Source organism: Vibrio sp. PSi01 (assembly GCF_054960695.1).
On the sequence record NZ_JBHNYN010000004.1, the window covers coordinates 296593 to 318268 of the forward strand.

Consider the following 21676-nt stretch of genomic DNA (forward strand, 5'->3'; position numbering starts at 1 on the left):
TAGCGGTTTGTTGCGAGCATCTGACAAAACTTGTGTATATAATGCTGCAAATTGTAACGCTAATTTTAAATATGTAGAGAGAGTTATGAAGTTTATCCGTTGGTTTTTAGGTCGTGTCATCTTGCTATTGAATTTTGTTTTCAGCCCTCGTGGTGTGAAACGTTCTCAAGAAGAGCAAAGCAAAGTGAATGAGCAAGCAAAAACGCACACGTTATACCAGTTCGAAGCGTGCCCATTTTGCGTAAAAGTGCGCCGCGCGATGAAACGTCAATCGGTTCAGTTTGAACTTCGCGATGCAAAAAACAATGAACAACACCGTGCAGAGCTAGAAGCTGGCGGCGGTCGAGTGAAAGTGCCTTGCCTACGTATTGAGAAAGACGGCAAAACTGAGTGGATGTACGAGTCTTCAGACATCGTCTCTTACTTAGAAAAACAATTCGCATAAGCTCACAAGCATAGCGAAAGTCAGATACAAAAAATCCCTCGAATGTGAAGGATTTTTTATTTCTGTTATTTAAGCCTAGTCGAGACAAATCAAACCAATTGAGTAGCGACAGCTCAAAAGATTACTTTGCCACAATCAACATTAACTCGACACGGCGGTTACACGCTTTGCCTTGTGCTGAAGCATTAGTACATGCTGGTACATACTCGCCAAAGCCACGGGTATAGATTGAGCGGCTTGAAACGTAGTGACTTTCCAATCGAGCTTTCACTTCTTTTGCGCGCTGCTCTGACAGAGGATCATTGATTCGATCTGTGCCCGTGTTATCGGTGTGCCCTTCAATCACAACATCGATATCTTGGCGTTGAGAAAGGTAGCTACCTAATGTGTCTAACCATTGGTTGTAAGCAGGTTCAGGAAATGCTGAGCCTGTTTTAAAGTTCACATGCTGTTCAAGCTTTACCATCACATGGTTACCCGGCAGAACTTCAAAATCGATACGGTTTTGTCTAAGGAAAACTTCTAGCGGATCATTGGTTGATACGCCGCGACCATAGTTGGTTGTGATAGTGGTTTGTTGACGAGCGTTGTTTTGGATCGCATAACCACGATTACTCGCTAAAGATGTCGTTTGAACCACACCCCATTCAGGATGCATCAAGTCGTAATCAGTTTGTGGCGCGGTTTCTAGCAGATCGCCACCTAACATACCCGTTGGTAACGTCGTTTCACACCCTGCCAAAGCTATGCTTAACATTATCGCTAAATATCTCATTACTTCACCAACCACTCATGCAGATAAACCATTCACTAATGTCTATATCGGCACCAAGAAAAAAACTTTAGACAAAAACTTTAGACGAAAAAAACACATCCAAAAAAAGTGCTTTTGATCACAGTTAACCGTCAACTAGCCTGTCATCACCCGCTAGTTCGAACTGTTTGAATTTATTTACCTTATAATTGTTTTCCAATTCTTACTAAATAGTTAGAATCTCACGACTTCTCAACGCTAGAGCAAACATTATGTTTAAACCACTTACTAAATTCATTACAGCACTCGCTGCCGTGCTTGTTATCGCGGGCTGTAGTGAAACAGATGAGCCACAACAAGGTGTTCAATACGAAGCACTTCCAGCGGCTCTGACTGAATTTAACTTATCTCCGATCACTGAAATCTTCTCTCTTAATTGTGGTCATTGCCGTCAAATGGAAAGTGCAATTCCAGAGATTGAATCACTGACAGACCAAAAGATTGGCAAAGTTCATGTGACTTTCAACGAAAGTGCTCAAATCAGCGCGATGATCTACTACACAGCGGTAATGCAGCTTGACGCAACGCCTGACCACGCTTTCATGGATGATCTATTCGGTGCGGTTCAAATGGGTGCAGATGCGACTCCTGAACAACGCCAACAAGCTTTAGAAACAGCATTTACTTCTCGTGGTTTGGTTAGTCCATACCAGCTGAATAAAGAGCAACAGGTTGCGCTTTTTGAATACGTTAAGAAAGCAGAAGAAGTCTCAGTAAAAGGTCAAATCAACTCAGTACCAACGTTTATCATCAACGGCAAATATCAAGTACTGACTGCCGGTCACCAAGATGTTACTGGGATCGCAAAAACGATTAACTTCCTTTTGACTCAACCATAGTCACAGCGGTAGTCAATTAATTAACACCCTCTGCATTAACTACGAAACTCAGCATTAACTATAAATAGGTTTTACTATGTCTAAATTTATCATCCCGGTCATTGTCTTTATTTTGGCTGGCTTCATGATCTACCGCACTTGGATGAACCATAAATCTGGCGAAGAAAATATCAAGCAAGGTCAACAGTTCCTCATCGAAAACGGCGCCAAAGACGGTGTGGTTACAACTGAAAGCGGTCTTCAATATCTTGTACTTGAAGAAGGCACTGGTACTGAGCATCCAACTAAGAACAGTAAAGTAACGGTTCATTACCACGGAACACTTATAGATGGCACTGTCTTCGACAGTTCTGTTGAGCGTGGCGAGCCTATTTCATTTGCTCTTAAGCAAGTAATCAAAGGTTGGCAAGAAGGTTTGACTTACATGGTTGAAGGTCAAAAAGTTCGTCTATTTATCCCGAGTAAATTAGCTTACGGGAAAGGCGGCTCAGGTCCTATCCCACCTTCATCGACTTTAATTTTTGATGTTGAGCTAATTGCCATTAAATAACCGAATAGTAATCAAGCAACAATCTCATTGATTTAAGCCCCAACATGCTAGATATGTCGGGGCTTTTTTGTATTTATCCGCTTACCGTTTAGTGCACGCTTGAATCGACAAGTTAAAATCTTCAAGAGCACGCTACCTTAGACGTTATGAAGATTTCACAATGCAGAAAAAACCAACCACTAGACGACTGGTCTAATTTAAATTATAGTAACGTCCATGAACGAAAAAACGAACGATACTCGCCTGCATATTTTGAATGTGGGATATCAATTAATAGTGAACAACGGCTTTAATGGCGTTGGTTTATCGCAATTGCTCAAAGAAGCGGATGTTCCGAAAGGTTCGTTTTACCACTACTTTAAATCGAAAGAGCAGTTTGGCGAAGCATTGATTCAACACTATTTTGAAAATTACATAACTAAAATTGAATCGATCTTAGTGCATGGCGAAGGTAATCATTTTCAACGAATCATCAGTTACTTTTCGCTGTGGACAAAAATTGAAAATGGTACCTGCAACGCTCATAAGTGCTTAGTGGTTAAACTCAGTGCAGAAGTGTCTGATCTTTCTGATCCTATGCGCCAAGCTCTACATAAAGGAGCTGGAAAAGTCACCCATACGATTGAGAATTGCGTTGTTGGTGGTGTTGGAGACGGCTCTATTAAAGTTAATAACAGCCAAGATGCCGCTCAAAACCTTTACTCGATGTGGTTGGGTGCAAGTTTGCTAAGCAAGTTAAGTCAAAGCTCACATAGCTTAGAATCGGCACTGAGACTGACCAAGCAAGTTTTACAAGGTAACGACTAAATACTGAGACCTAAATGCAGGTCACTAGGTGTGTTATCACACAAAAATACACAGTATTAATCGCTATTGATAAAAAATTACCCGCCCTCTTATCAATTTGGTGATGGCGGGATTTTTAGACGACAAGACTAGACGACTGGTCTAATTCTAAATGAACATAATCAAAATTAAGGACATCCAATGACTCAACAAGACAATCGCCGCATCGTATTGGCTTCTCGCCCAGTTGGCGCACCTACTCAAGAAAACTTTCGCTTAGAGACAGTAGCCGCACCAGCAATTAAAGATGGCGAAATGTTACTTCGCTCAGTGTACCTTTCTCTAGACCCATACATGCGTGGCCGAATGAGCGACGCTAAATCTTACGCTGATCCAGTTGCAATTGACGACGTGATGGTCGGTGCAACCGTGTGTCAGGTTGAAGAGTCGAATAACAGCGATTTTGAAATCGGCGAATGGGTATTGGCTTATACCGGTTGGCAAGATCTCGGGGTTTCTAACGGTGAAGGCCTAATCAAACTAGGTAAAGAGCCAACGCACCCTTCTTACGCGCTTGGCATCATGGGCATGCCTGGTTTTACGGCTTACATGGGTTTATTAGATATTGGCCAACCGAAGAAAGGCGATACGCTGGTTGTAGCTGCAGCAACGGGTCCAGTAGGCGCAACCGTTGGACAAATCGGTAAGCTAAAAGGCTGTCGTGTTGTCGGTGTTGCTGGTGGTCAAGAGAAGTGTCAGTACGCTAAAGAGGTTCTTGGCTTTGATGAATGTATCGACCACAAAGCCGACGACTTCGCTGATCAGTTGGCTAAAGCGTGTGACAACGGGATCGATGTATATTTTGAAAACGTAGGCGGCAAAGTTTTCGATGCAGTAATGCCATTACTTAACACCGGTGCTCGTATTCCTGTTTGTGGTCTTATTTCTCAATACAACGCGACTTCGCTTCCTGAAGGCCCAGATCGCATGTCTAGTCTTGTTGGTACCCTACTGGTTAAGCGTATTAAGATGCAAGGCTTCATTATCTTTGATGACTACGCGCATCGTTACAACGAGTTCGCCGTACAAATGACAGAATGGTTGTCACAAGGAAAAATGCAGTACCGTGAACACCTAGTTGAAGGCTTAGACGAAGCACCACAAGCTTTCATGGGCTTATTAGAAGGTCAGAACTTCGGCAAGCTTGTTATCAAAACGAACGAACCTAAATAACTCAATCAGCTGAAGCAGCAAAATAGGCAGAATAATGATTACTTTACATCACCTAAACAAATCACGTTCGAAGCGTATCATCTGGTTATTGGAAGAGCTTGGTGTTGATTACCAAATCAAACCATACCAACGAGACAGTGTCACGTTTCTAGCACCACCAGAATTGAAGTCAGTTCATCCGTTGGGTAAATCTCCAGTCATTGAAGACGATGGCGTCGTGATCACTGAATCTGGCGCTATCACCGAATACCTAATCGACAAATACGGCCAGGGTAAGTTCGCACCAATACGCGGCACAGCAGAATACGTAGAATACTCGCAGTGGCTTCACTTCGCTGAAAGCTCAGGCATTTTACCAATGTTACTTAAGATCTTTGTGATGAAAGACGGCGCCGAGACCAACTTCCTAAGCGGTTACGCAGATGCTGAAAGCCAAAAAATCCTAACCTATGTGAATAATGCACTGGAAGGTAAAACCTACCTAGTTGCAGAAACACTCACTGGTGCTGATTTCATGATGTCGTTCATCGTTGAAATCGTAGGGAACTTTGGAGCAACGGCGCTCTACCCGAATATCGCTAAATACGGTGAGCTTTTAACTAGCCACCCAGCTTACCAAAAAGCAGAACAAGTGGAGTTAGAACACTCGAACTGATCGAGTTTAACTCATTGTATGCCTCCTTAGGGTAAACACAAAAACTAATGAAGCCAAAGCCGATTTATCTTCGGCTTTGGCTTCTCATTTGTCTTCATTTCGACCACAATATCGAACTCTAACTGAACAGCCATAGAGTTTGATCTTAATGTCAGCAAACCTCACTCAATACACACCTCTGCACCTAGTAAATTCGAATGTAGATTTAGCGCTACCGACTCGCTTTACGTTTCCGTATTACTATACCCCGCACCCTACGTGTGAATTAGCTATGCTGCAGCTTCAACAGTCGCTTACGGACTGTGGTGTCAATGAAACCTCGCAAGGTAATCTCTACGCAGTGCTGCTTGTTCAGAATCCAACCACGCAAGAGTTGGGCTACCTTTCTGCGTTTTCAGGCTTGCAGTTAGATCCGGCTTTGATCTATCAGTTAAACAACATTAACTTTGTTCCACCAGCCTTCGATTCAGAAAAGTTTCAATCTCAAAATAGTGCAAACCTCGCTCTGCAGTTGCAACTAGAGAATGACATTAAGAAGCTACAACAGTCGCACAACCTGGACACATTATTGGTAGAGCTTGAAGAGTTAAAAGTCGAATCAGCACAAGCTATCGAGTCCTTTCAGTTAGCCATGGCCGCAAATAAAGCTCAGCGCAACGAACTCAGAGAGCAAGCCAATCACGAAAAGGCATTAGGGAATCAAGAGTTAGCATCGAACCTACTCAAGCAATTAGGTAACCAAAGTAGCCAAGAAAAGCGAGACTTAAAAGGACTTCGTATAGAATGGAAACAGAAGATTGCAGAACGACAATCGCAAGTTGATGCGATAGAAAGTGAACTGAAAAATCGTAAGCAAGGTTACCAAGTCATCTCGGCACAATTGGAAACTCAACGTTTATCGCACTATCACTTTATCAATCAAGCCAAGCAATCCAAGAGCTTGCTAGAATTATTAGACGGTAAAGATGCTCTTGAGGGCTCGGGAGATTGTTGTCTACCTAAGTTGCTCAACTTTGCGTTTGAATGCGGTCTAAAACCTTTGGCGTTGTCTGAGTTTTGGTGGGGGCAACCACCAAAATCTCAAATTCGCCAACACGGTAATCTATACCCTGTTTGCCAAAGCAAAAGCTTCGAGATTCTAGACCATCAACTTATCGGTATTGAATTGGAAGATAACCCTTTGATCGTTAACCCTGCAATCGGCAAATCTTTCGATATTGTTTATGAAGACAAAGAGATCGTGGTGGTAAATAAACCTGACGAATTTCTCTCGGTTCCTGGAAAGTTTATCGAAGACTCAATTTATACACGCATCAAGGCGCGTTACCCAAATGCGACAGGCCCTTTGATCATCCATAGACTGGACATGTCGACCTCTGGCTTATTAATTTTGGCGCTTACAGCCGAATCCAATAAACACATCCAGAAGCAATTTATCGATAGAACCGTAGTGAAACGATACACAGCTCTTTTAGAGGGTGAAATAGACGGTAAATCTGGCGATATCAGCCTGCCGTTGCGTGGTGACATTACAGACAGACCAAGACAGCTGGTTTGCCATAAGCATGGCCGAAATGCAGAAACCTATTGGGAAGCGGTCAGTAGCAACAATGGTAAAACTAAGATTCACCTATACCCCAAGACAGGGCGTACCCATCAGCTTCGGGTGCATTGTGCTCATCCATTAGGCCTTGGTTTACCGATTCGCGGTGATGACTTATACGGATACAAACGCGAGCGCTTACACTTACACGCTGGCTACCTAAAGTTGATTCACCCAACAACCGGAGAATGGATGGAGTTTGAAGTACCGTCAGAATTCTAGATGACCAATTGTTACTCTTACCCTTTGTGCCGTTAAAACAATTCAGGGTTCTACATCTGCTTAAGATATAAAACCCTGAAATTTGATTTTTTAATGTGCTTATCGCAGCTTAGTAACGTACTTGCACGGCTAACTTTAACACTGTAGGCGTCTAGCCCATCACATCTGTGCGTTGCTCCACACATTCGTATGAGCCCATTTCGAATTCGCGACAGATCCAAGGCCTATTTTCGTAAATAGTGCACATCAGAGTTTCTCTATCTACTGCAGAACACCAGCCATCGTCTAATCTCAGCATGGTTTCACCGCCCCATTCGTCATAAGCAATATGCTCTTCAGGAACGCCCGTATCTGTGATAATCATAACCTCTAAGCGACAACAGCATGCCTGACAATTGGCACATGTGACTTCGGGTTCAGTTACGTTCTTTATCTCTATGGTCATAAGTGACTACATTGCTAAATTTTGCGTATAGTAATCGAAACCGACCGCCACGGCTAATAAAGATAGCGAAGACGGTGCTTTCATCGGTGTATAAACAACAATGGGCCCTGTGATTCACTCACAACGCCCAAAACATTTCAGCTTTCATCACGAACGGATTGCCATTTGTTCTACCTAGAACAAACCCGCAAAAAACAGCTTAATGTAATCCATAATTCGCTTGAAGATACCGCCTTGTTCAACCGCTTCAAGTGCGATCAACGGTTGAGTTTGCACATCTTCACCATCAACGGTGTAATGAACTACACCCAAGGTTTGGCCTTCTGTAATTGGAGCTTTCAGTTCAGAGTTGAGCTCGATAGATGCAGTCAGTTTTTTACTGTCTGACTTAGGCAAAGTAATAAATGTATCTTCTGCAACACCTAGCTTCAATGTGTCTTGCTCACCAAACCACACTTTCTCTTCAGCAACTTGATCGCCACCTTTATGCGGATTTAGCGTGTCGAAGAAACGAAAGCCATAGCTCAATAACTGTTTGCTGTCTGACTCACGACTCTTAACACTTGATGCGCCCATCACGACAGCGATCAGTCTCATCTCACCTTGCGTAGCAGAACTTGCTAAACTATAGCCAGCACCAGACGTATAGCCCGTTTTCATGCCATCAACAGTTAAGCTTCTATCACGAAGCAAACCATTCCGGTTATGCTGTGTAATGCCGTTATAACTGAACGAGCGCTCGCTATATAAGCCATACACATCTGGCAGATCCCGTATAATAGCGCGGCCTAAAAGCGCGATATCGTAAGGCGTTGAGTAAAGATCGTCTGCGTCTAAACCATGTGCATTAGCAAAGTGGGTATTTTCTAGCTTTAAAGACGTAGCCCAAGAGTTCATTAGATCAACAAAAGCGTCTTGTGAACCTGCTACATGTTCTGCGATTGCAACACTAGCATCGTTGCCCGATTGAATAATCAAACCACGGTATAAGTCCATCATTGCGACATCGGTGTTCACTTCAATGAACATTTTTGAAGAGTCCGGGAAGTTCTTCGCCCACGCGTTTTCGCTGATTCGTACTTGATCGTCAGCAGAGATGTTACCTCGTTTCATCTCTTGTCCAGCCACATAACTGGTCATCAGTTTGGTCAAGCTCGCTGGATTTAACTTAGTGTGCGAATTTTTTTCTACCAGCACATCACCAGAATTAAAATCAATTAACACATACCCTTTTGCACCTAAACTAGGTGGGCTTGGTACTATAGAAGGTGCTGCCACAGCTGCATTACTAACCATCGCTGCGTTACTTACAATGAATATACTTAATAGAGGAAGAGAGTATTTGGAAAACAGTTTCATTGAATCAAACCTAAGTTAACGTTTTGACCAGTATAGACAAATGCTAGCAAAAGAAGCGCGAACTTTACGTTGCTTTACGCAAATGTACCTTTAGTTACAAATAAAAAAGTATAATCTGCGATCTGTCCATTTTTTAAACAAGTAATATTGACTCAGTGAATGTATTTAATGTTTAGTTTGAACGTTGTGGCATGTGTCTAAATAGCATCTCAATAAAGCCTGTTATACGCTGTTTACTTTCATTTAGCTCTAAGTCAGATTGAATTCCAGATTGAGCCAACGCCTGCCATTGTACAACTTCAGAGTTAGGGACGAAAAAGACAACATAGAGAGATCCTTTCTCTGCTAGTTTTCCATCGCCGTCATAAAATGGTACCCCCGTTGAGAGCTTAATAGCATTGAAAATAGAGTCGTCATTAAGTACTGACTCCTCAGCTAAACCAAAACCGACAACAACGTCGCCAACACCGCCAACACCGCCATCTTGCCTCAACTGATAGCCTTTCGCTGCTAATTGATCTCGAATTACATCACGTACTAGGTCGGTAACCATCGTCTTGTCGTATTTCTTAGACAGGTAGACTTTCTCTGATTCAGGATGCCATGAGTACGTTACGACACCATGTTTCATGAAATCGAAGTCTCCACTCGTGACCACACCATAGCTATGAGTGGGTGGTATTTCTTGCGTTGTACAAGCTACAAGCCCAATTGTAATCAAAGCCAACAATGCTGCTTTCTTTATGCCCTTTATTGCACAAATAGATCGTTTTATCATTCGTGGCTTCCTTACCTATATAAGAGTAAATATCAATTCAAGCTCCAACATAAACAGTAATTATATTAAGAGATAGTGCATTAAACGTTTGCGTAATCGCTAACCTTCACTTCTGCCAGTTTTGGGGGTTTAATCACAAAAAAGGACTTGGTATAGTCTACCCCGTTAAACATAACCAGACCATTCGAGGCACGGAGCTTCCTCAATCATCTCATGAAGAGAAGAATTGGTACCGACAAAGTATCGGCAAATTTAAGAGGGTCAAACAATGGAATTCAATATGGTTGAAATTTTAGGTTACGCTGCGTCTATTATGGTCGCAATTTCATTAACAATGAAAGACATCGTTCGTCTGCGTGTCCTTAACTTTATTGGCTGTACTCTCTTTACAGCATACGGCGTTATGATTGATGCATGGCCGGTTGTTGCAACCAATGGCTTCATCGCTTGTGTAAACATCTACTTCCTTGCAAAAATGCAAAAGGAAAAAAAAACGGAAGCGATGAAAGCAGCGAAAGCTTAGATTAGCGACTAACACTTTCAAGTAATTCTGAAAAAGCCCAAACCGTTCTTCTCGTACTAAAAAAGGCAGAAGCACAGTTTGGGCTTTTTTATGTCTTTCGTTCTCTAAAGCTTCATGAATAAGCGATGCGGTATTCGTTTTCTCGATATACCTGACAATTATTACGACCGCTCTCCTTCGCTTGATAAAGTGCTTGGTCGGCTTTATCTATCGTACCTTCGATATGAAATAGCACTTGAGCATAACAACACCCGGCACTGATCGTCACTGGCGACACCAAGCCTTGGGTTTGCTCTACGCTATGTCTAATTGCTTCAGACAGTTCATATAACTGACGCTCATCGCAGTCAAAGGTCACCAAAATAAACTCTTCGCCGCCATATCGAGCAATCAGGCGTTCATTATTTACAAAATACTTTAAGGTTTGGGCAACTGCGCAGATCACTTTATCGCCTTCTGCATGCCCATATTGGTCATTAACCAACTTAAAATAGTCAATATCCAACAGGATAACCCCGACACCTTGCAAAGGGTAAGGCGAACAATCTGTTATTTTTAGCTTTACCTGTTCAATAAAGCTGCCCCGGCTGTGAATTCCTGTCAGGTAGTCAAGGCTCGCGACATTTAAGATCTGTAAATGGCGATGGCGTAAATAAAGCACTAAAACCGCGATAATACTGAGCAAACTGACCACAAGTGCCATTAAGCTGACAAGCAGTAACCTATGATTTTTGTTTAGCTCTTGCTCCAGGACACCAGCTGAAATAACCCAATTCAAATACGGGTAAAACTTATAGAAAATATTCTTACTGGTTGTACCGTTGTCTCTAGATATTGAGTAACTGAAATGCCCCTCTGGATTAATCATTACTTTATCAATAAGCAACTCTGAAGAGTAATTGATTAACGCCTTTAACTGCTCATGCTCAAAGCTAGGTTGGAGAACTAATTCACCCTCTAAATCAACAATATAAACGTAACCACTATCACCGTAAGAGTATTTTCTTAGCTTGTCTTTTAGCGCTTCAAGATCAACCAAATACATCAACTCATCTTTATAAGTCGTTGCAACTAAGACATTACCTCCAGGTAGCCTAACGGAGTATGCCACTTTCGCGCGTGGGTTTACCTCGTGTGGATTGGCGTGGTAATACTGTGACATTCCTGACTCTACGCTCAGTTGCTGTCGAATATGCGTTAAATGTGCACGACTTTTACCTTCAAGGAATGGATGGTATAGGTGGATACCTTGTGGTGACATCAAATAAATGTAACCCGACTCTCCGATGGTCAATTCATTAGCAATTTTTTTTACTTCTTGGACTTGTTGCTCAGGGCTGACAAGCAGCATGTGAGATGTCACCGTGTCGGTCACACCCGTTAGATAGGTCTTTATTGCTTCGTTAACTGTGGTGTCTACAATATCGTAACTCGCGTTCACAATTGTACGAAAGAAAAATTGGTTGGATTCTGATAGTGATTCGTTAGTTCGGTTAAATTGCAGAGCTGAAAGAATCAAAGAAACAACAGCCAGAACAATTGAAAAACTAAGAATGTATTTACGTCTGACTGTCAAAGATTACCCCATAATTTTCTAATTTTAGGTAACGTTACTAATTTCCATATAAGCAGACTGTTTTATATCATATTTGTCAGTTTTACTGAACGAACGTCGCTATTTTTAAGGCTTTCTATACGCAATCTGTGACTTATAGCAAAAACGCCGAACTGGGTTCAGTGCGGCGTTTTAATTTTACTTTTAGAATAAGCTAATACATTGATAATTTGGGATAATACATTCATATCTATTATCAATTATTGCGTTCTTACCATTGTCTTACGAACAAACTTTAGTCCAACTGCCATCGCTACCCGGTTCAGAACTTGTCCACCAATTTGCTTGGTAAATACTACCGTTGTACACCACTTGGTCACCTGTATTTGCATGGCTTGAGTTACCCGCCCAATCGTTCTGAGGTAAATCAGGATAAACGACTATACCTGCCGTATCACAAGTACCAGGACTAGTGCCGCCATCACCAGGGTTGCCTCCACCAGAACTAATATCACCGAGTGGTAAGTCTGGTTGCTCAAAGCTAAAGGCATAATCGACTCCGTTCACACTCACAGCATAGTTAGCAGGGCCCGAGATTGGCAGGTAATACACTATATCTAGCTCATACACACCACCTGCAGGAAGTTCTTCCCAAGTCGGCAAAGTAAACGCTACTCGATGCATGGTTCCATCTAATCCACCAATGTTATCCGCACGAGTATGACCCGAAGCAATCACAGTTAAACCACCACCAGATTGATCTTTTGCATTGTCAGGCGCCGATACTGGAATATCGAATTGAAACTCGGTACCGCCAGGAAGTGCTTGCCCTGTGTTGTTTGTAAACGTGATCTTAGGATTGATTGGGTAGTTTTGGTCACCGACTTTGAAGCCACCAACTGAAACCGTAATATCTAACGCTTCTGTCGGGATAGCACCAGTCGCCACTTTGTTTCCGTATGGAGTCGCAGACTTAAACTTATCGTAGATAGCTTTCGTCATTGTATTACCCATGTGGAACTCACCGTTACCGCTGTTACACGCTTGTTCTGTCGTATCGATTGAAGTTCGGTTGCCACTCGCATCGAGTACATAACAGTTATAATCACCTGCTAGTTCCCAGAACATGATACCGCCGATCTCTTTGTCGATAACGTAGTCTGCTTTCACATCAATAGACTGTTTATCTTCCGTTGAAAGGAATACGCCCTTCTCTGCATTCCACAACCAAGGAGCAACCGCCACGCTGTCATAGTTACGCGTGTAAGTACCTGCTAAAACATCCGACGGATCATTTACAGGATCAAGCTTGTAAGCCTCAGCGTAAGAACCCCAAATACCTTTCTCTAGGTTCTTAGCGTGCCACATTGGGTTAGAGCCCGCGCCCATTTCGTTGCCTTTCGGATCGGTATCGTGCCACATGTTATCGATACCAATAGCGCCATGACCACAGTTGTTCTTCTCACCTTCACCGGTGCCTGCTGAACATTCAGCTTGGTTTGGTAGGGCAGCTCGACCCCAAAGACCATTTTCGCCACCTGTCACACCTTGCCAGCCACGAGTGTAATAAGGCACACCGATGTTAATACGACCTGCTGGCATAGAGCCACGGAAGTAATGGTAAGCCCAATCGGTGTTCAGGTAACCGATACCACCGTAAGCCGCAGTACCGTAAACGTTCCACTGTGCTAACTCTGAGTCTTTACCTGTATCAAACAACGCAGCGTTATGACCTACGTGATCGTTCCACGCACCGTGAAGGTCATAAGACATGATGTTTACGTAATCGAGGTATTTGGTTACATCGAATGTTTCCATACCGCGCAGTAGGTAACCAGAAGAAGGAGCCGCGATCGTTAACATGTAGTGATTGCCATCTTCAGCAGACGCCACATCAAGCTTCTCACGCAACACTTTCATCAACACTTGGTACGAAGCCCACAGGTATTGACGACGCGGCTCCATGAAGTCTTTGTCGTACGGATTACCGGCACCCGCCATAGAAGTTGGGTATTCGTAATCGATATCCAGACCATCGAACTGGTACTTACGCAGCATTTCAACCGCTGAAGTGGCGAATGTTTCGATACCTTGATGGTTAATAGAACCGTCGGCGTTGGTCGTCATTGTGTAGAAACCACCATCAGCCACTCGGCTACCGTCAGTGGCGAAGTGACCACCCGTTTCCGCCCAGCCACCGATTGAGATTAAAGTCTTAACATCGTGTTTTTTCTTAGCGGTCGCTAATGCACCGAAGTGGCCTTTGAAGCCTAAGTTAGGATCAACTTCAACGCCCGGCCACTCTTTACCAACCGCTGCGTTGTTCGGATCGTTCACATCACCCACGTTTACTTTGCCATCTGAGCCAATGCTCACGAAAGCGTAGTTAATGTGTGTGAGTTGTTCCCAAGGGATGTCATTTACTAGGTAAGCAGCTTGTGGGTCATCCCCTGCACGCCAGCTGGTGAAGTAACCAATGACACGACGTGGGTGATCCGCGCCCATTTTCTCACGGCCTTCATCATCGTAAATAGTACAGTAAGGAACATCGACACCTTGGGTTTGATATAAGCCATCAGGTCGACAAGTGCTCACCGTTGGTGTGCCATTCACCGTCAAAGAAGCCAGCGCTGAATCTGTCGTTGCGCCTTGATTGTCAGTCGCTTTTACGTAAACCGCTAAAGAACCCGCTTGAGTGGTTGTGTAATCAAGCGTGTAAGGGTTAGTTGCAGCTGTGCCAATAAGAGCGCCTGCCACATAGAAATCTACTTTGTCAACCGTGCCATCGCTGTCTGCTGCTGTTGCGGTAAGCGTTACTACACCACCAACATCGACCGAAGCTGCTGAAAGCGCAACCGAAACTGTCGGCGCTTCATTCCCTGGCTGTGCTGAATCAACAGATACAGAAACCGCGCTTGCAACACTCGCTGCGCCTTCATTGTCCGTTGCAACAACTGAAACTTGATGGTTGCCAGACGTTGCAGACCAAGCTGCTTCGAATGGTGCCGATGTCACAACCGCGACCGAAGCACCATCGACAAAGAATTCCACGGAAGCAACAGTGCCATCAGCATCGAGTGCTGTTGCGCTTAATACGACATTGTCGCCTTCAACAATTACATCTGATGCCGTTGGTGCTGTTAACGAAGCCGTTGGTGCTTCATTTGGTGTACCACCGCCTCCATCCCCGCTACACACATCTAGCTTTTTCCACTGTGCATAGTCACCTTCAAATTGGCTTGGGTTGTTGTTTTGATTCCAGTAATTTGCTGAGTACGCGCTGCCGTCATGTGAAACCTGATCACCACCGGTGTATACCGTGGCAGAGTCCCACGTTTCTAACGTTGAACAATCAACAGCCGCATAACTGTTGAACGCCATCAAGCATGACGCGGTGAGAGTACTGAGTGTAAAAACCGTCTTGGCCACTCTTCCTTGGTTTAGGTGCATGTTAGCTATCCCTTAAGTTGTTGTTTCAAGATGTTTAATTTAAATGGGGCTTTACTTACCACTTAAATCTCTTCGCAAAACAACTGTAGGTAACAACGTAAATTAAACACCTAAAATATTCTTTATTTATAAAATGACTCGCATTAATTTGCTGTATGCATGCAATGACTCGACACTTATTTTGCACCAACAACTAATATTAATTTATTTCGGAAAGCTAAAAATAACGTATCTAAAATCGGGAATGTGATCTGGATTCAAGACAAAACTCGCGTTAAAACTAGCCAAAAAGTAGAGATTTACAGTCGATTCAAGCTTCTTTTATGAATTCGCCCACTTTTTGGTAACAAATGTGTTAGTATCTGCGGCTTTTTTGACGAACCTCACATTACTATGCAAGTGTGAGAGAAATACATAGGCTTAAAAGAGCCTAATTTAGCGGAGAAATAATGTCCAACTTGACGCAAGTCGCCAACGAAAACATCAACGCAGAATCTACTTCTATCGATTTCAATAAAGCTCAATCTTTGGGTGAAAAACTGGAACTCGGAAACCCAGTCTTCTGGCTTAGTGGCAGTTTTTTAACCCTCTTTGTCGTACTCGCCTTCACCAACACCTCCGTGTTGTCCGAACTTGTTAACATCGGCTTCAACTACTCTACCAAGTGGTTCGGTGCTTTCTGGCAAGTCCTTCTACTTCTCAATTTCATTATCGGCTTAGTGCTAGCACTAGGACGTACAGGCCACGTTCGTTTAGGAACGCTTGCCTTGCCTGAAATGACCACTTTTAAATGGATGTCTATCGTCTTATGTACGCTGCTAGCCGGCGGTGGTGTGTTCTGGGCAGCCGCAGAGCCAATTGCTCACTTTGTTTCAGCACCGCCACTTTATGGCAATGCTGATCCTCAAGCGATGGCGTTCAACGCTCTATCACAATCTTTCATGCACTGGGGTTTCCTTGCATGGGCCATCTTAGGTGGCTTATCTTCTATCGTACTAATGCATCTGCATTACGATAAAGGCCTCCCTCTTAAGCCCCGTACTCTTCTTTACCCTGTCCTTGGCGACAAAGCGATTAACAGCTGGGTTGGTAACGTAGTCGACGCATGCAGCATTGTGGCTGTAGCCGCAGGTACTATCGGCCCTATTGGTTTCCTTGGCCTACAAATCAGTTACGCCCTGAGCGAACTGTTTGGCATTTCCGACAGCTTTGCAACTCAAAGTATCGTTATTATCTTTGCTATCGCAATGTACACGCTTTCTGCTTTGAGCGGCGTGAACAAAGGCATCCAACTGGTTAGCCGTTACAACATCATCTTATCAGTGTGCCTAATCGGCTACATTCTGCTAGTAGGCCCAACGAGCTTTATCATTGATGGCTATCTACAAGGTATGGGCGAAATGGTGGATAACTTCATCCCAATGGCACTGTACCGCCAAGATACAGCGTGGCTAGGTGGCTGGACGGTATTCTTCTGGGGTTGGTTCTTAGGCTATGGTCCGATGATGGCAATTTTCATTGCTCGTATCTCACGTGGCCGTACGATTCGCCAAATGATCGTTTCTATCAGCATCGTTGCACCGCTAGTAACGTGTTTTTGGTTCAGTATCGTTGGTGGTAGTGGTCTAGCGTTTGAATTAGAGAACCCAGGCGTAATTTCTAGCGCGTTCGAAGGCTTCAACCTTCCTGCTGTGCTACTGGCAATTACCGCTCAACTGCCGTTCCCTACTTTGATTGCGATTCTGTTCCTTATCCTGACGACCACGTTCATCGTGACAACAGGTGACTCGATGACTTACACCATCAGTGTGGTAATGACAGGCACTACAGAACCAAATGCAGCCGTACGTACCTTCTGGGGTATCATCATGGGTGCAGTAGCAATTGCGCTTATCTCAATGGGTTCTGGCGGTATCTCCGCTCTACAGTCGTTCATTGTGATCACAGCCGTTCCGGTATCGTTTATCTTACTGCCATGCTTATGGCACGCACCGAAGATCGCGAAACAGATGGCCAGAGATCAAGGTCTCGCTTAATGCCTAATCCGATTTAGTTTCGGGTAGCGTTTAAAACGAAAAAACCACTCAAGTGATTCACCTGAGTGGCTTTGTTTTATCGGTTTGTTACTTGTATTAACGAATTCCGCTTATTGAAACTTTTCACCCGCAGCAGCCATGAACGACTTTTCAACCAATAGCTCAGGATTTGCGAGTTCTGCTTTTGCACATGCACGGCTTGGTGCACAACCTTCAGGGAACCATGAATTCCATACTTCATTAAATACATAAAAAGTTAGTGAAATCAGTCAGATAAACAATCACTGACTGAATTACGTTACGCACAACATCACTTTCTTTCCATAATAATCGAGACGAAAAAGGGACATGTATAAGCTACCTAGATAAATTCACTAATTATCATCATCACAGCGAAATTAAATTTTTACTTGTACGGTCATATTCAAGGATTTTATTAAATGGAGTATTTTTATGCATGTTCAAACCTATGATTTAAAACAGAGTAATTGGGGATATAACCTTGGCGTGATTGGTGTCGCATTGGTGTTAACTTGGATTGGTATCTACAAATTTACCCCAACCGAAGCTATGCTCATTGAACCCCTTATCGCTAATCACCCTGCGCTGAACTGGCTCTACAGCCTATTCTCAGTACAAGCGGTTTCAAATATCGTTGGTGGTGCAGAAATTATCGTGGCTGTTGGGTTAATCGTAGGATTCATTAACTCTAGAGTGGCCTTTTATTCTGGCATCGCAGCAGCGGCTATCTTTGCCGTAACACTGAGCTTCCTAATTACAACGCCAAATACTTGGAAAGTATCGGATGGCATCTTAGTTACTAATTTCTTCCTAGTGAAAGACATCCTGTTTTTAGCGATCGCTATTAGCGTAATCGAACGTAACAAATCTCAGAAGTAACCGTAAATCTATAAGTGGCCGTAACATTAAACCTTGAAATAAAAAGGCTCGAAGCTGGCTAGAAGGACACTGCCAGCTTCTAATGTATAAAGTTTTACTCTGTACTAGCATCGTGACTAAAGCCCTGTCTTGTCACCAAGCCCCATTTTTCGCCCTGATATTGATCTTCTACGTAGTTACCTGAGGTGTAGTCACTAATAACCCCTTTCCAAAACTTAACAGCATGTTCGTCTGGTTTATCTCCGATGATCTTTGTATTGATTCGCACAACAATTGATGTGAGCGCATCTTGTCTAAATTTATTATCTCTTTGATGATAGAACAAATAATAAATATCAAACATTCACTGAAGAAGATATAGCCTTACGATAATGATTGGCGTCTTGGTTTTGCCCTTTAAATACAACGTAATTCTCTACATGCGCAACTAAGTCAAAACCGGCCTTGGATAAAATTTTATTCGAACCGACATTACCTACTAGCGCATAGGCATCAACATATTTAAGGGAGGATTGCTCGGCCAAGTAGATAAGTAACTTCCTCACCGCGTTAGACGCAATACCTTTAGAACCAAATGCGTGCCCCACTCGATAACCTAGTTCTCCACTTTCAGCGTTCTGGTCGATATCACGAACGTTGATTCGCCCACATATAGTGCCATTAGCGTCTTTGACCAACATAGGAATCATCTCGCCATTATCGTATTCAGTTAGAAAGCTCATGACTTGCTCGGCAGCACCCGCATTGGAATAGAAACGGTCTTCCCGTGCTGGAACAAATTGCTCAAACCACTCTCTATTTTCGACTTCAAACTCCAATAAAGCACTGACATCGCTTGGGTGAAGTAAGTGTAAAAATACATCCATAATCAATACTCTATCGCTTATCTAACAAGCCATTTTAAACACTGATACTAAAATCACAATCGAACCTAAGAGATTATGCCGTGAGAGTTCAGGTGAGTTGGAATGATGAGAGTTAATACTGAATCAAAGATTATAAGGATTAACTTATCAAAACAGTCCAACTAAAATAACCGAAAACAACACACCACCGAAAAAACTCGGTGCGTGAAATGACTGGACTTTAGCTTTCATACTCTCTCTAGCTATTTCTTCTTGGTAAGTCTTAACGGCAAGTTCTTTTACGTAATTATTTTGCATAATAAGCTCCTTTTAAATGGTTAAGAGAAGCTTAAGACTTGAAGTTAGGTTGAGGTAAAGCAAAAAATCAGATTAATTGAACACTTTTTTTGTTACTCGAGGATTACCTTGAACACATCGTTATTTACACCGCCAACATCCACTAATCCTCCCGGTTTCATAAGAAGCGTGGTATTCAATTGCCGTGTTGAACGTGGCTCTTTCGTTTCTCTAATCACTAACATATTAATCAAGAACTCAGAGTCTTGCTTTGATATTGAGCCTGAAAAAGTCACGCTTTCAACTCTATCTGCAAGTATAGAATTAAATGTTTTGTCTTCTAACACACCCGCGGAGATCGATTTATCGCCATAAAAAAGTGTGATGGTTGTTGGGTCAGGTGCCAACTCTTGCTTGGATGAACACCCCATAATAGCTAGGCACAACATTAAAATAACTCTAAATTGCATAAACTGAATTTCTTACGTTAAGCATCTGTTTTTCATATTAAAACACTTCAACTCTATAAACACCATATCTCTGGGATAAGCTTAGTTGTATTACTTCGAGTAACTTGTGTTAAGAGGCTTAATGAAGGGGATATTTCTTGGAATGGGGCCACTAATCAGAGAATCGGCTCTGGTTCCTTGTTAGGAACTAGAGCCTGAATTTAAATGCTTTTATCGAAGGGGTTCAATGGATCTAAGCGAGGACGTCTTGTGGAGGTGTACCTTCACAGTTAGAAACGACTGCATCTATTTGCACTAAAGCATTCATAGGAATCTTTGAAACCCCTACCACTGTTCTTGCCGGTAAGTCAGCATTAAAGAACGTAGTGTAGATCTCGTCTACCACATCAATATCTGAAACATCTTTAAGCTGAATATTAATTTTCACCGTATCGTCCATCCTATGGTCAACACTTTCAATGATCGCCTTAATATTCTTAAGGCATTGTTCAACTTGCTCTTTTATGCCACCTGAAACTATTTCATTGGTTTTCGGATCTAGTGGTAGTTGACCAGAAATATGATTGTAGTGAGAGAAAGCAACGGTGTGAGAATAAGGCATGAATGGCGCATCAACTGTATTATTAGCTTCAATAACCAGTAAGCAAGTGTCTTCTGGCAGTTGTGGCGGTGTGCCATCGCCATGTGAAACGGATGTATCAATTTGAATTAAAGCGCCCATTGGTAATTCTGCTGCATTAACAACGGTACGAGCAGGAACATAGCTTGGGAAGAATTTAGCACAAACTTCATTTACCACTTCCGTATCTGCGATATTTTTTACGTATATAGTCGTTTTAACCACATCACTCATGACATGACCGATGCTTTCTAGAATCGCTTTAATGTTTGATAGACATTGTGACGTTTGCGCTTCGATACCACCATCAACCAACTCACCTGTATTTACATCGATAGGCAATTGAGCAGAAAGGTTGTTGTAGTGAGAAAAAGCCGCTGTCTGCGTCGATACAGCACTCTGAGGTGCATTATCTGTATTTCTTGATACCTTAACTAGTGCGCAAGGTGCTTGTGGTTTAGTGCCTTCACCGTTTGAAATCAAAGCATCCATTTGAACTAGTGCATCGCTGTTTTGCAGTGCAGTTACACCGACAACGGTACGTGTAGGCATGCTGTTGTTAAAGAAGCTTTTGTAAACTTCATCGATAGCATCGATATCAGAAATATTCTTAACGAAAACATTAACCTTCACTACATCATCCATAACATGGTCGATGCTTTCAACAATGGCTTTAATATTATTTAAGCATTGTGCTGCTTGGTCTTTAATATCACCAATCACAACTTCACCTGTTTTAGGGTCAACAGGTAATTGAGCTGAAAAGTTATTATAATGAGAAAAAGCGACCGTTTGTGTAGATACAGAATTTGTTGGTGCGTTTTCAGTATTTCTTGAAATTTTAATGATATCGCTACTCATAGGAATTATCCTTTAAATAATATAGGAATACGTATTTATAGTGAACAATCGTATTAGAAAGAATGATTAAAGTAGCGCCATGTTAAGTGAATTATTAGAGGGTAAACGTGATATCCATCAGACTCTCAGTTGACTATAAATCAGCAAGTTACAGAATAATTAGTCATCAAACGACTAATTATCCATGATAAGGGGCTTTATCGAGTGCTAGATTATCTTTATTTTCTAATCATTCAATAATCATGAATATAATCTCAGAAAGAACGAGGGATATTTTTCGCAATTTAGATTATATTTGATAAGTTGTTCACACTAATAGTCCTAAAATGCTCTTACCAGATTAATTATCGCGCTAACTATCTTATATACGTGCATAAACTCTTAGGCTAGT

At 42.6% G+C, this 21676-nt stretch carries 21 protein-coding genes and 1 pseudogene; 10 read left to right on the forward strand and 12 right to left on the reverse strand.

All coding sequences use genetic code 11. The annotated features are described in order from the left end of the window. Window positions 1–85: 85 nt before the first annotated feature. Window positions 86–445 (forward strand): glutaredoxin family protein, encoded by a 360-nt coding sequence (locus ACFI6G_RS08540; RefSeq protein ID WP_010430193.1) that lies wholly within the window; start codon window positions 86–88, stop codon window positions 443–445. 121 nt (window positions 446–566) lie between these two features. Here the strand turns inward: ACFI6G_RS08540 and ACFI6G_RS08545 are convergent, their stop codons facing one another. Then, window positions 567–1202: an OmpA family protein gene (locus ACFI6G_RS08545; protein ID WP_016768131.1), complete on the reverse strand. Its 636-nt coding sequence runs from the start codon at window positions 1200–1202 to the stop codon at window positions 567–569. Between the two features lie 269 nt (window positions 1203–1471). Here ACFI6G_RS08545 and ACFI6G_RS08550 point away from each other — a divergent pair, with 269 nt between their 5' ends. The 6 genes from ACFI6G_RS08550 (at window position 1472) to ACFI6G_RS08575 (ending at window position 7147) form a co-directional block, all read left to right on the forward strand. Beyond that, on the forward strand, window positions 1472–2098 hold the full coding sequence (locus ACFI6G_RS08550; protein ID WP_016785322.1) for a thioredoxin domain-containing protein: 627 nt from the start codon (window positions 1472–1474) through the stop codon (window positions 2096–2098). Between the two features lie 76 nt (window positions 2099–2174). Further along, window positions 2175–2648, forward strand: coding sequence for an FKBP-type peptidyl-prolyl cis-trans isomerase (locus ACFI6G_RS08555; RefSeq protein ID WP_016768133.1), 474 nt, complete (start codon window positions 2175–2177; stop codon window positions 2646–2648). 216 nt (window positions 2649–2864) lie between these two features. Then, a complete protein-coding gene (locus ACFI6G_RS08560) occupies window positions 2865–3455 on the forward strand; it encodes a TetR/AcrR family transcriptional regulator (RefSeq protein ID WP_016794609.1) in 591 nt (196 codons plus the stop codon). Window positions 3456–3635: 180 nt separating this feature from the next. Further along, complete coding sequence (locus tag ACFI6G_RS08565; RefSeq protein ID WP_016785323.1) at window positions 3636–4667, forward strand: NADP-dependent oxidoreductase; 1032 nt, start codon at window positions 3636–3638, stop codon at window positions 4665–4667. Between the two features lie 34 nt (window positions 4668–4701). After that, window positions 4702–5322 carry a glutathione S-transferase family protein gene (locus tag ACFI6G_RS08570; RefSeq protein WP_010430209.1) on the forward strand — a complete coding sequence of 207 codons (621 nt, stop codon included), beginning with the start codon at window positions 4702–4704 and terminating at the stop codon, window positions 5320–5322. Between the two features lie 148 nt (window positions 5323–5470). Next, window positions 5471–7147, forward strand: coding sequence for an RluA family pseudouridine synthase (locus tag ACFI6G_RS08575; RefSeq protein WP_462710235.1), 1677 nt, complete (start codon window positions 5471–5473; stop codon window positions 7145–7147). Between the two features lie 151 nt (window positions 7148–7298). Here the strand turns inward: ACFI6G_RS08575 and ACFI6G_RS08580 are convergent, their stop codons facing one another. From ACFI6G_RS08580 to ACFI6G_RS08590, 3 genes are all read right to left on the reverse strand, one after another. Then, the gene (locus ACFI6G_RS08580; protein WP_017076090.1) at window positions 7299–7592 is read right to left on the reverse strand and encodes a YkgJ family cysteine cluster protein; all 294 of its coding nucleotides are present in this window, start codon (window positions 7590–7592) and stop codon (window positions 7299–7301) included. Window positions 7593–7766: 174 nt separating this feature from the next. Beyond that, complete coding sequence (locus ACFI6G_RS08585) at window positions 7767–8951, reverse strand: serine hydrolase (RefSeq protein WP_462710236.1); 1185 nt, start codon at window positions 8949–8951, stop codon at window positions 7767–7769. A gap of 172 nt (window positions 8952–9123) precedes the next feature. Further along, a complete protein-coding gene (locus ACFI6G_RS08590; RefSeq protein WP_016796292.1) occupies window positions 9124–9729 on the reverse strand; it encodes a DUF4136 domain-containing protein in 606 nt (201 codons plus the stop codon). 268 nt (window positions 9730–9997) lie between these two features. On the opposite strand from ACFI6G_RS08590, the gene ACFI6G_RS08595 reads away from it, so the two are divergent. After that, window positions 9998–10252 (forward strand): YgjV family protein, encoded by a 255-nt coding sequence (locus ACFI6G_RS08595; RefSeq protein ID WP_010430226.1) that lies wholly within the window; start codon window positions 9998–10000, stop codon window positions 10250–10252. Window positions 10253–10364: 112 nt separating this feature from the next. Here the strand turns inward: ACFI6G_RS08595 and ACFI6G_RS08600 are convergent, their stop codons facing one another. Together ACFI6G_RS08600 and ACFI6G_RS08605 are read right to left on the reverse strand one after the other, a co-directional pair. After that, window positions 10365–11828, reverse strand: a complete 1464-nt coding sequence (locus ACFI6G_RS08600; RefSeq protein ID WP_010430229.1) for a sensor domain-containing diguanylate cyclase — start codon at window positions 11826–11828, stop codon at window positions 10365–10367. Window positions 11829–12089: 261 nt separating this feature from the next. Further along, on the reverse strand, window positions 12090–15257 hold the full coding sequence (locus tag ACFI6G_RS08605) for a chitinase C-terminal domain-containing protein (protein ID WP_462710237.1): 3168 nt from the start codon (window positions 15255–15257) through the stop codon (window positions 12090–12092). 449 nt (window positions 15258–15706) lie between these two features. On the opposite strand from ACFI6G_RS08605, the gene ACFI6G_RS08610 reads away from it, so the two are divergent. Then, window positions 15707–17293, forward strand: a complete 1587-nt coding sequence (locus tag ACFI6G_RS08610) for a BCCT family transporter (protein WP_016785965.1) — start codon at window positions 15707–15709, stop codon at window positions 17291–17293. 110 nt (window positions 17294–17403) lie between these two features. Here ACFI6G_RS08610 and ACFI6G_RS08615 read toward each other — a convergent pair. Beyond that, a pseudogene (locus ACFI6G_RS08615) lies at window positions 17404–17587 on the reverse strand (Rid family hydrolase); the annotation flags it as partial. A gap of 159 nt (window positions 17588–17746) precedes the next feature. Between ACFI6G_RS08615 and ACFI6G_RS08620 the strand changes: the two are divergent. After that, window positions 17747–18193, forward strand: coding sequence for a DUF417 family protein (locus tag ACFI6G_RS08620; protein ID WP_462710238.1), 447 nt, complete (start codon window positions 17747–17749; stop codon window positions 18191–18193). Between the two features lie 94 nt (window positions 18194–18287). On the opposite strand, the gene ACFI6G_RS08625 is transcribed toward ACFI6G_RS08620, so the two are convergent. From ACFI6G_RS08625 to ACFI6G_RS08645, 5 genes are all read right to left on the reverse strand, one after another. Continuing rightward, window positions 18288–18536: a hypothetical protein gene (locus ACFI6G_RS08625; RefSeq protein WP_010430255.1), complete on the reverse strand. Its 249-nt coding sequence runs from the start codon at window positions 18534–18536 to the stop codon at window positions 18288–18290. After that, the gene (locus ACFI6G_RS08630) at window positions 18529–19059 is read right to left on the reverse strand and encodes a GNAT family N-acetyltransferase (protein ID WP_016768139.1); all 531 of its coding nucleotides are present in this window, start codon (window positions 19057–19059) and stop codon (window positions 18529–18531) included. The genes ACFI6G_RS08625 and ACFI6G_RS08630 overlap by 8 nt, the downstream gene beginning before the upstream one ends. A 147-nt stretch (window positions 19060–19206) precedes the next feature. Next, window positions 19207–19356 (reverse strand): hypothetical protein, encoded by a 150-nt coding sequence (locus tag ACFI6G_RS08635; protein WP_010430259.1) that lies wholly within the window; start codon window positions 19354–19356, stop codon window positions 19207–19209. A 92-nt stretch (window positions 19357–19448) separates the two neighbouring features. Further along, window positions 19449–19805 (reverse strand): hypothetical protein, encoded by a 357-nt coding sequence (locus ACFI6G_RS08640; protein ID WP_010430262.1) that lies wholly within the window; start codon window positions 19803–19805, stop codon window positions 19449–19451. Between the two features lie 232 nt (window positions 19806–20037). Beyond that, the gene (locus ACFI6G_RS08645; protein ID WP_016785330.1) at window positions 20038–21285 is read right to left on the reverse strand and encodes a RidA family protein; all 1248 of its coding nucleotides are present in this window, start codon (window positions 21283–21285) and stop codon (window positions 20038–20040) included. Window positions 21286–21676: the final 391 nt, after the last annotated feature.

Coding starts and splice junctions, on each gene's coding strand:
- ACFI6G_RS08580 (WP_017076090.1), bottom strand. CDS start 7,592: ATGACCATAGAGATAAAGAACGTAACTGAACCCGAAGTCACATGTGCC.
- ACFI6G_RS08625 (WP_010430255.1), bottom strand. CDS start 18,536: ATGTTTGATATTTATTATTTGTTCTATCATCAAAGAGATAATAAATTT.
- ACFI6G_RS08620 (WP_462710238.1), top strand. CDS start 17,747: ATGCATGTTCAAACCTATGATTTAAAACAGAGTAATTGGGGATATAAC.
- ACFI6G_RS08555 (WP_016768133.1), top strand. CDS start 2,175: ATGTCTAAATTTATCATCCCGGTCATTGTCTTTATTTTGGCTGGCTTC.
- ACFI6G_RS08545 (WP_016768131.1), bottom strand. CDS start 1,202: ATGTTAAGCATAGCTTTGGCAGGGTGTGAAACGACGTTACCAACGGGT.
- ACFI6G_RS08585 (WP_462710236.1), bottom strand. CDS start 8,951: ATGAAACTGTTTTCCAAATACTCTCTTCCTCTATTAAGTATATTCATT.
- ACFI6G_RS08565 (WP_016785323.1), top strand. CDS start 3,636: ATGACTCAACAAGACAATCGCCGCATCGTATTGGCTTCTCGCCCAGTT.
- ACFI6G_RS08560 (WP_016794609.1), top strand. CDS start 2,865: ATGAACGAAAAAACGAACGATACTCGCCTGCATATTTTGAATGTGGGA.
- ACFI6G_RS08570 (WP_010430209.1), top strand. CDS start 4,702: ATGATTACTTTACATCACCTAAACAAATCACGTTCGAAGCGTATCATC.
- ACFI6G_RS08630 (WP_016768139.1), bottom strand. CDS start 19,059: ATGGATGTATTTTTACACTTACTTCACCCAAGCGATGTCAGTGCTTTA.
- ACFI6G_RS08635 (WP_010430259.1), bottom strand. CDS start 19,356: ATGCAAAATAATTACGTAAAAGAACTTGCCGTTAAGACTTACCAAGAA.
- ACFI6G_RS08550 (WP_016785322.1), top strand. CDS start 1,472: ATGTTTAAACCACTTACTAAATTCATTACAGCACTCGCTGCCGTGCTT.
- ACFI6G_RS08645 (WP_016785330.1), bottom strand. CDS start 21,285: ATGAGTAGCGATATCATTAAAATTTCAAGAAATACTGAAAACGCACCA.
- ACFI6G_RS08595 (WP_010430226.1), top strand. CDS start 9,998: ATGGAATTCAATATGGTTGAAATTTTAGGTTACGCTGCGTCTATTATG.
- ACFI6G_RS08540 (WP_010430193.1), top strand. CDS start 86: ATGAAGTTTATCCGTTGGTTTTTAGGTCGTGTCATCTTGCTATTGAAT.
- ACFI6G_RS08610 (WP_016785965.1), top strand. CDS start 15,707: ATGTCCAACTTGACGCAAGTCGCCAACGAAAACATCAACGCAGAATCT.
- ACFI6G_RS08640 (WP_010430262.1), bottom strand. CDS start 19,805: ATGCAATTTAGAGTTATTTTAATGTTGTGCCTAGCTATTATGGGGTGT.
- ACFI6G_RS08590 (WP_016796292.1), bottom strand. CDS start 9,729: ATGATAAAACGATCTATTTGTGCAATAAAGGGCATAAAGAAAGCAGCA.
- ACFI6G_RS08605 (WP_462710237.1), bottom strand. CDS start 15,257: ATGCACCTAAACCAAGGAAGAGTGGCCAAGACGGTTTTTACACTCAGT.
- ACFI6G_RS08575 (WP_462710235.1), top strand. CDS start 5,471: ATGTCAGCAAACCTCACTCAATACACACCTCTGCACCTAGTAAATTCG.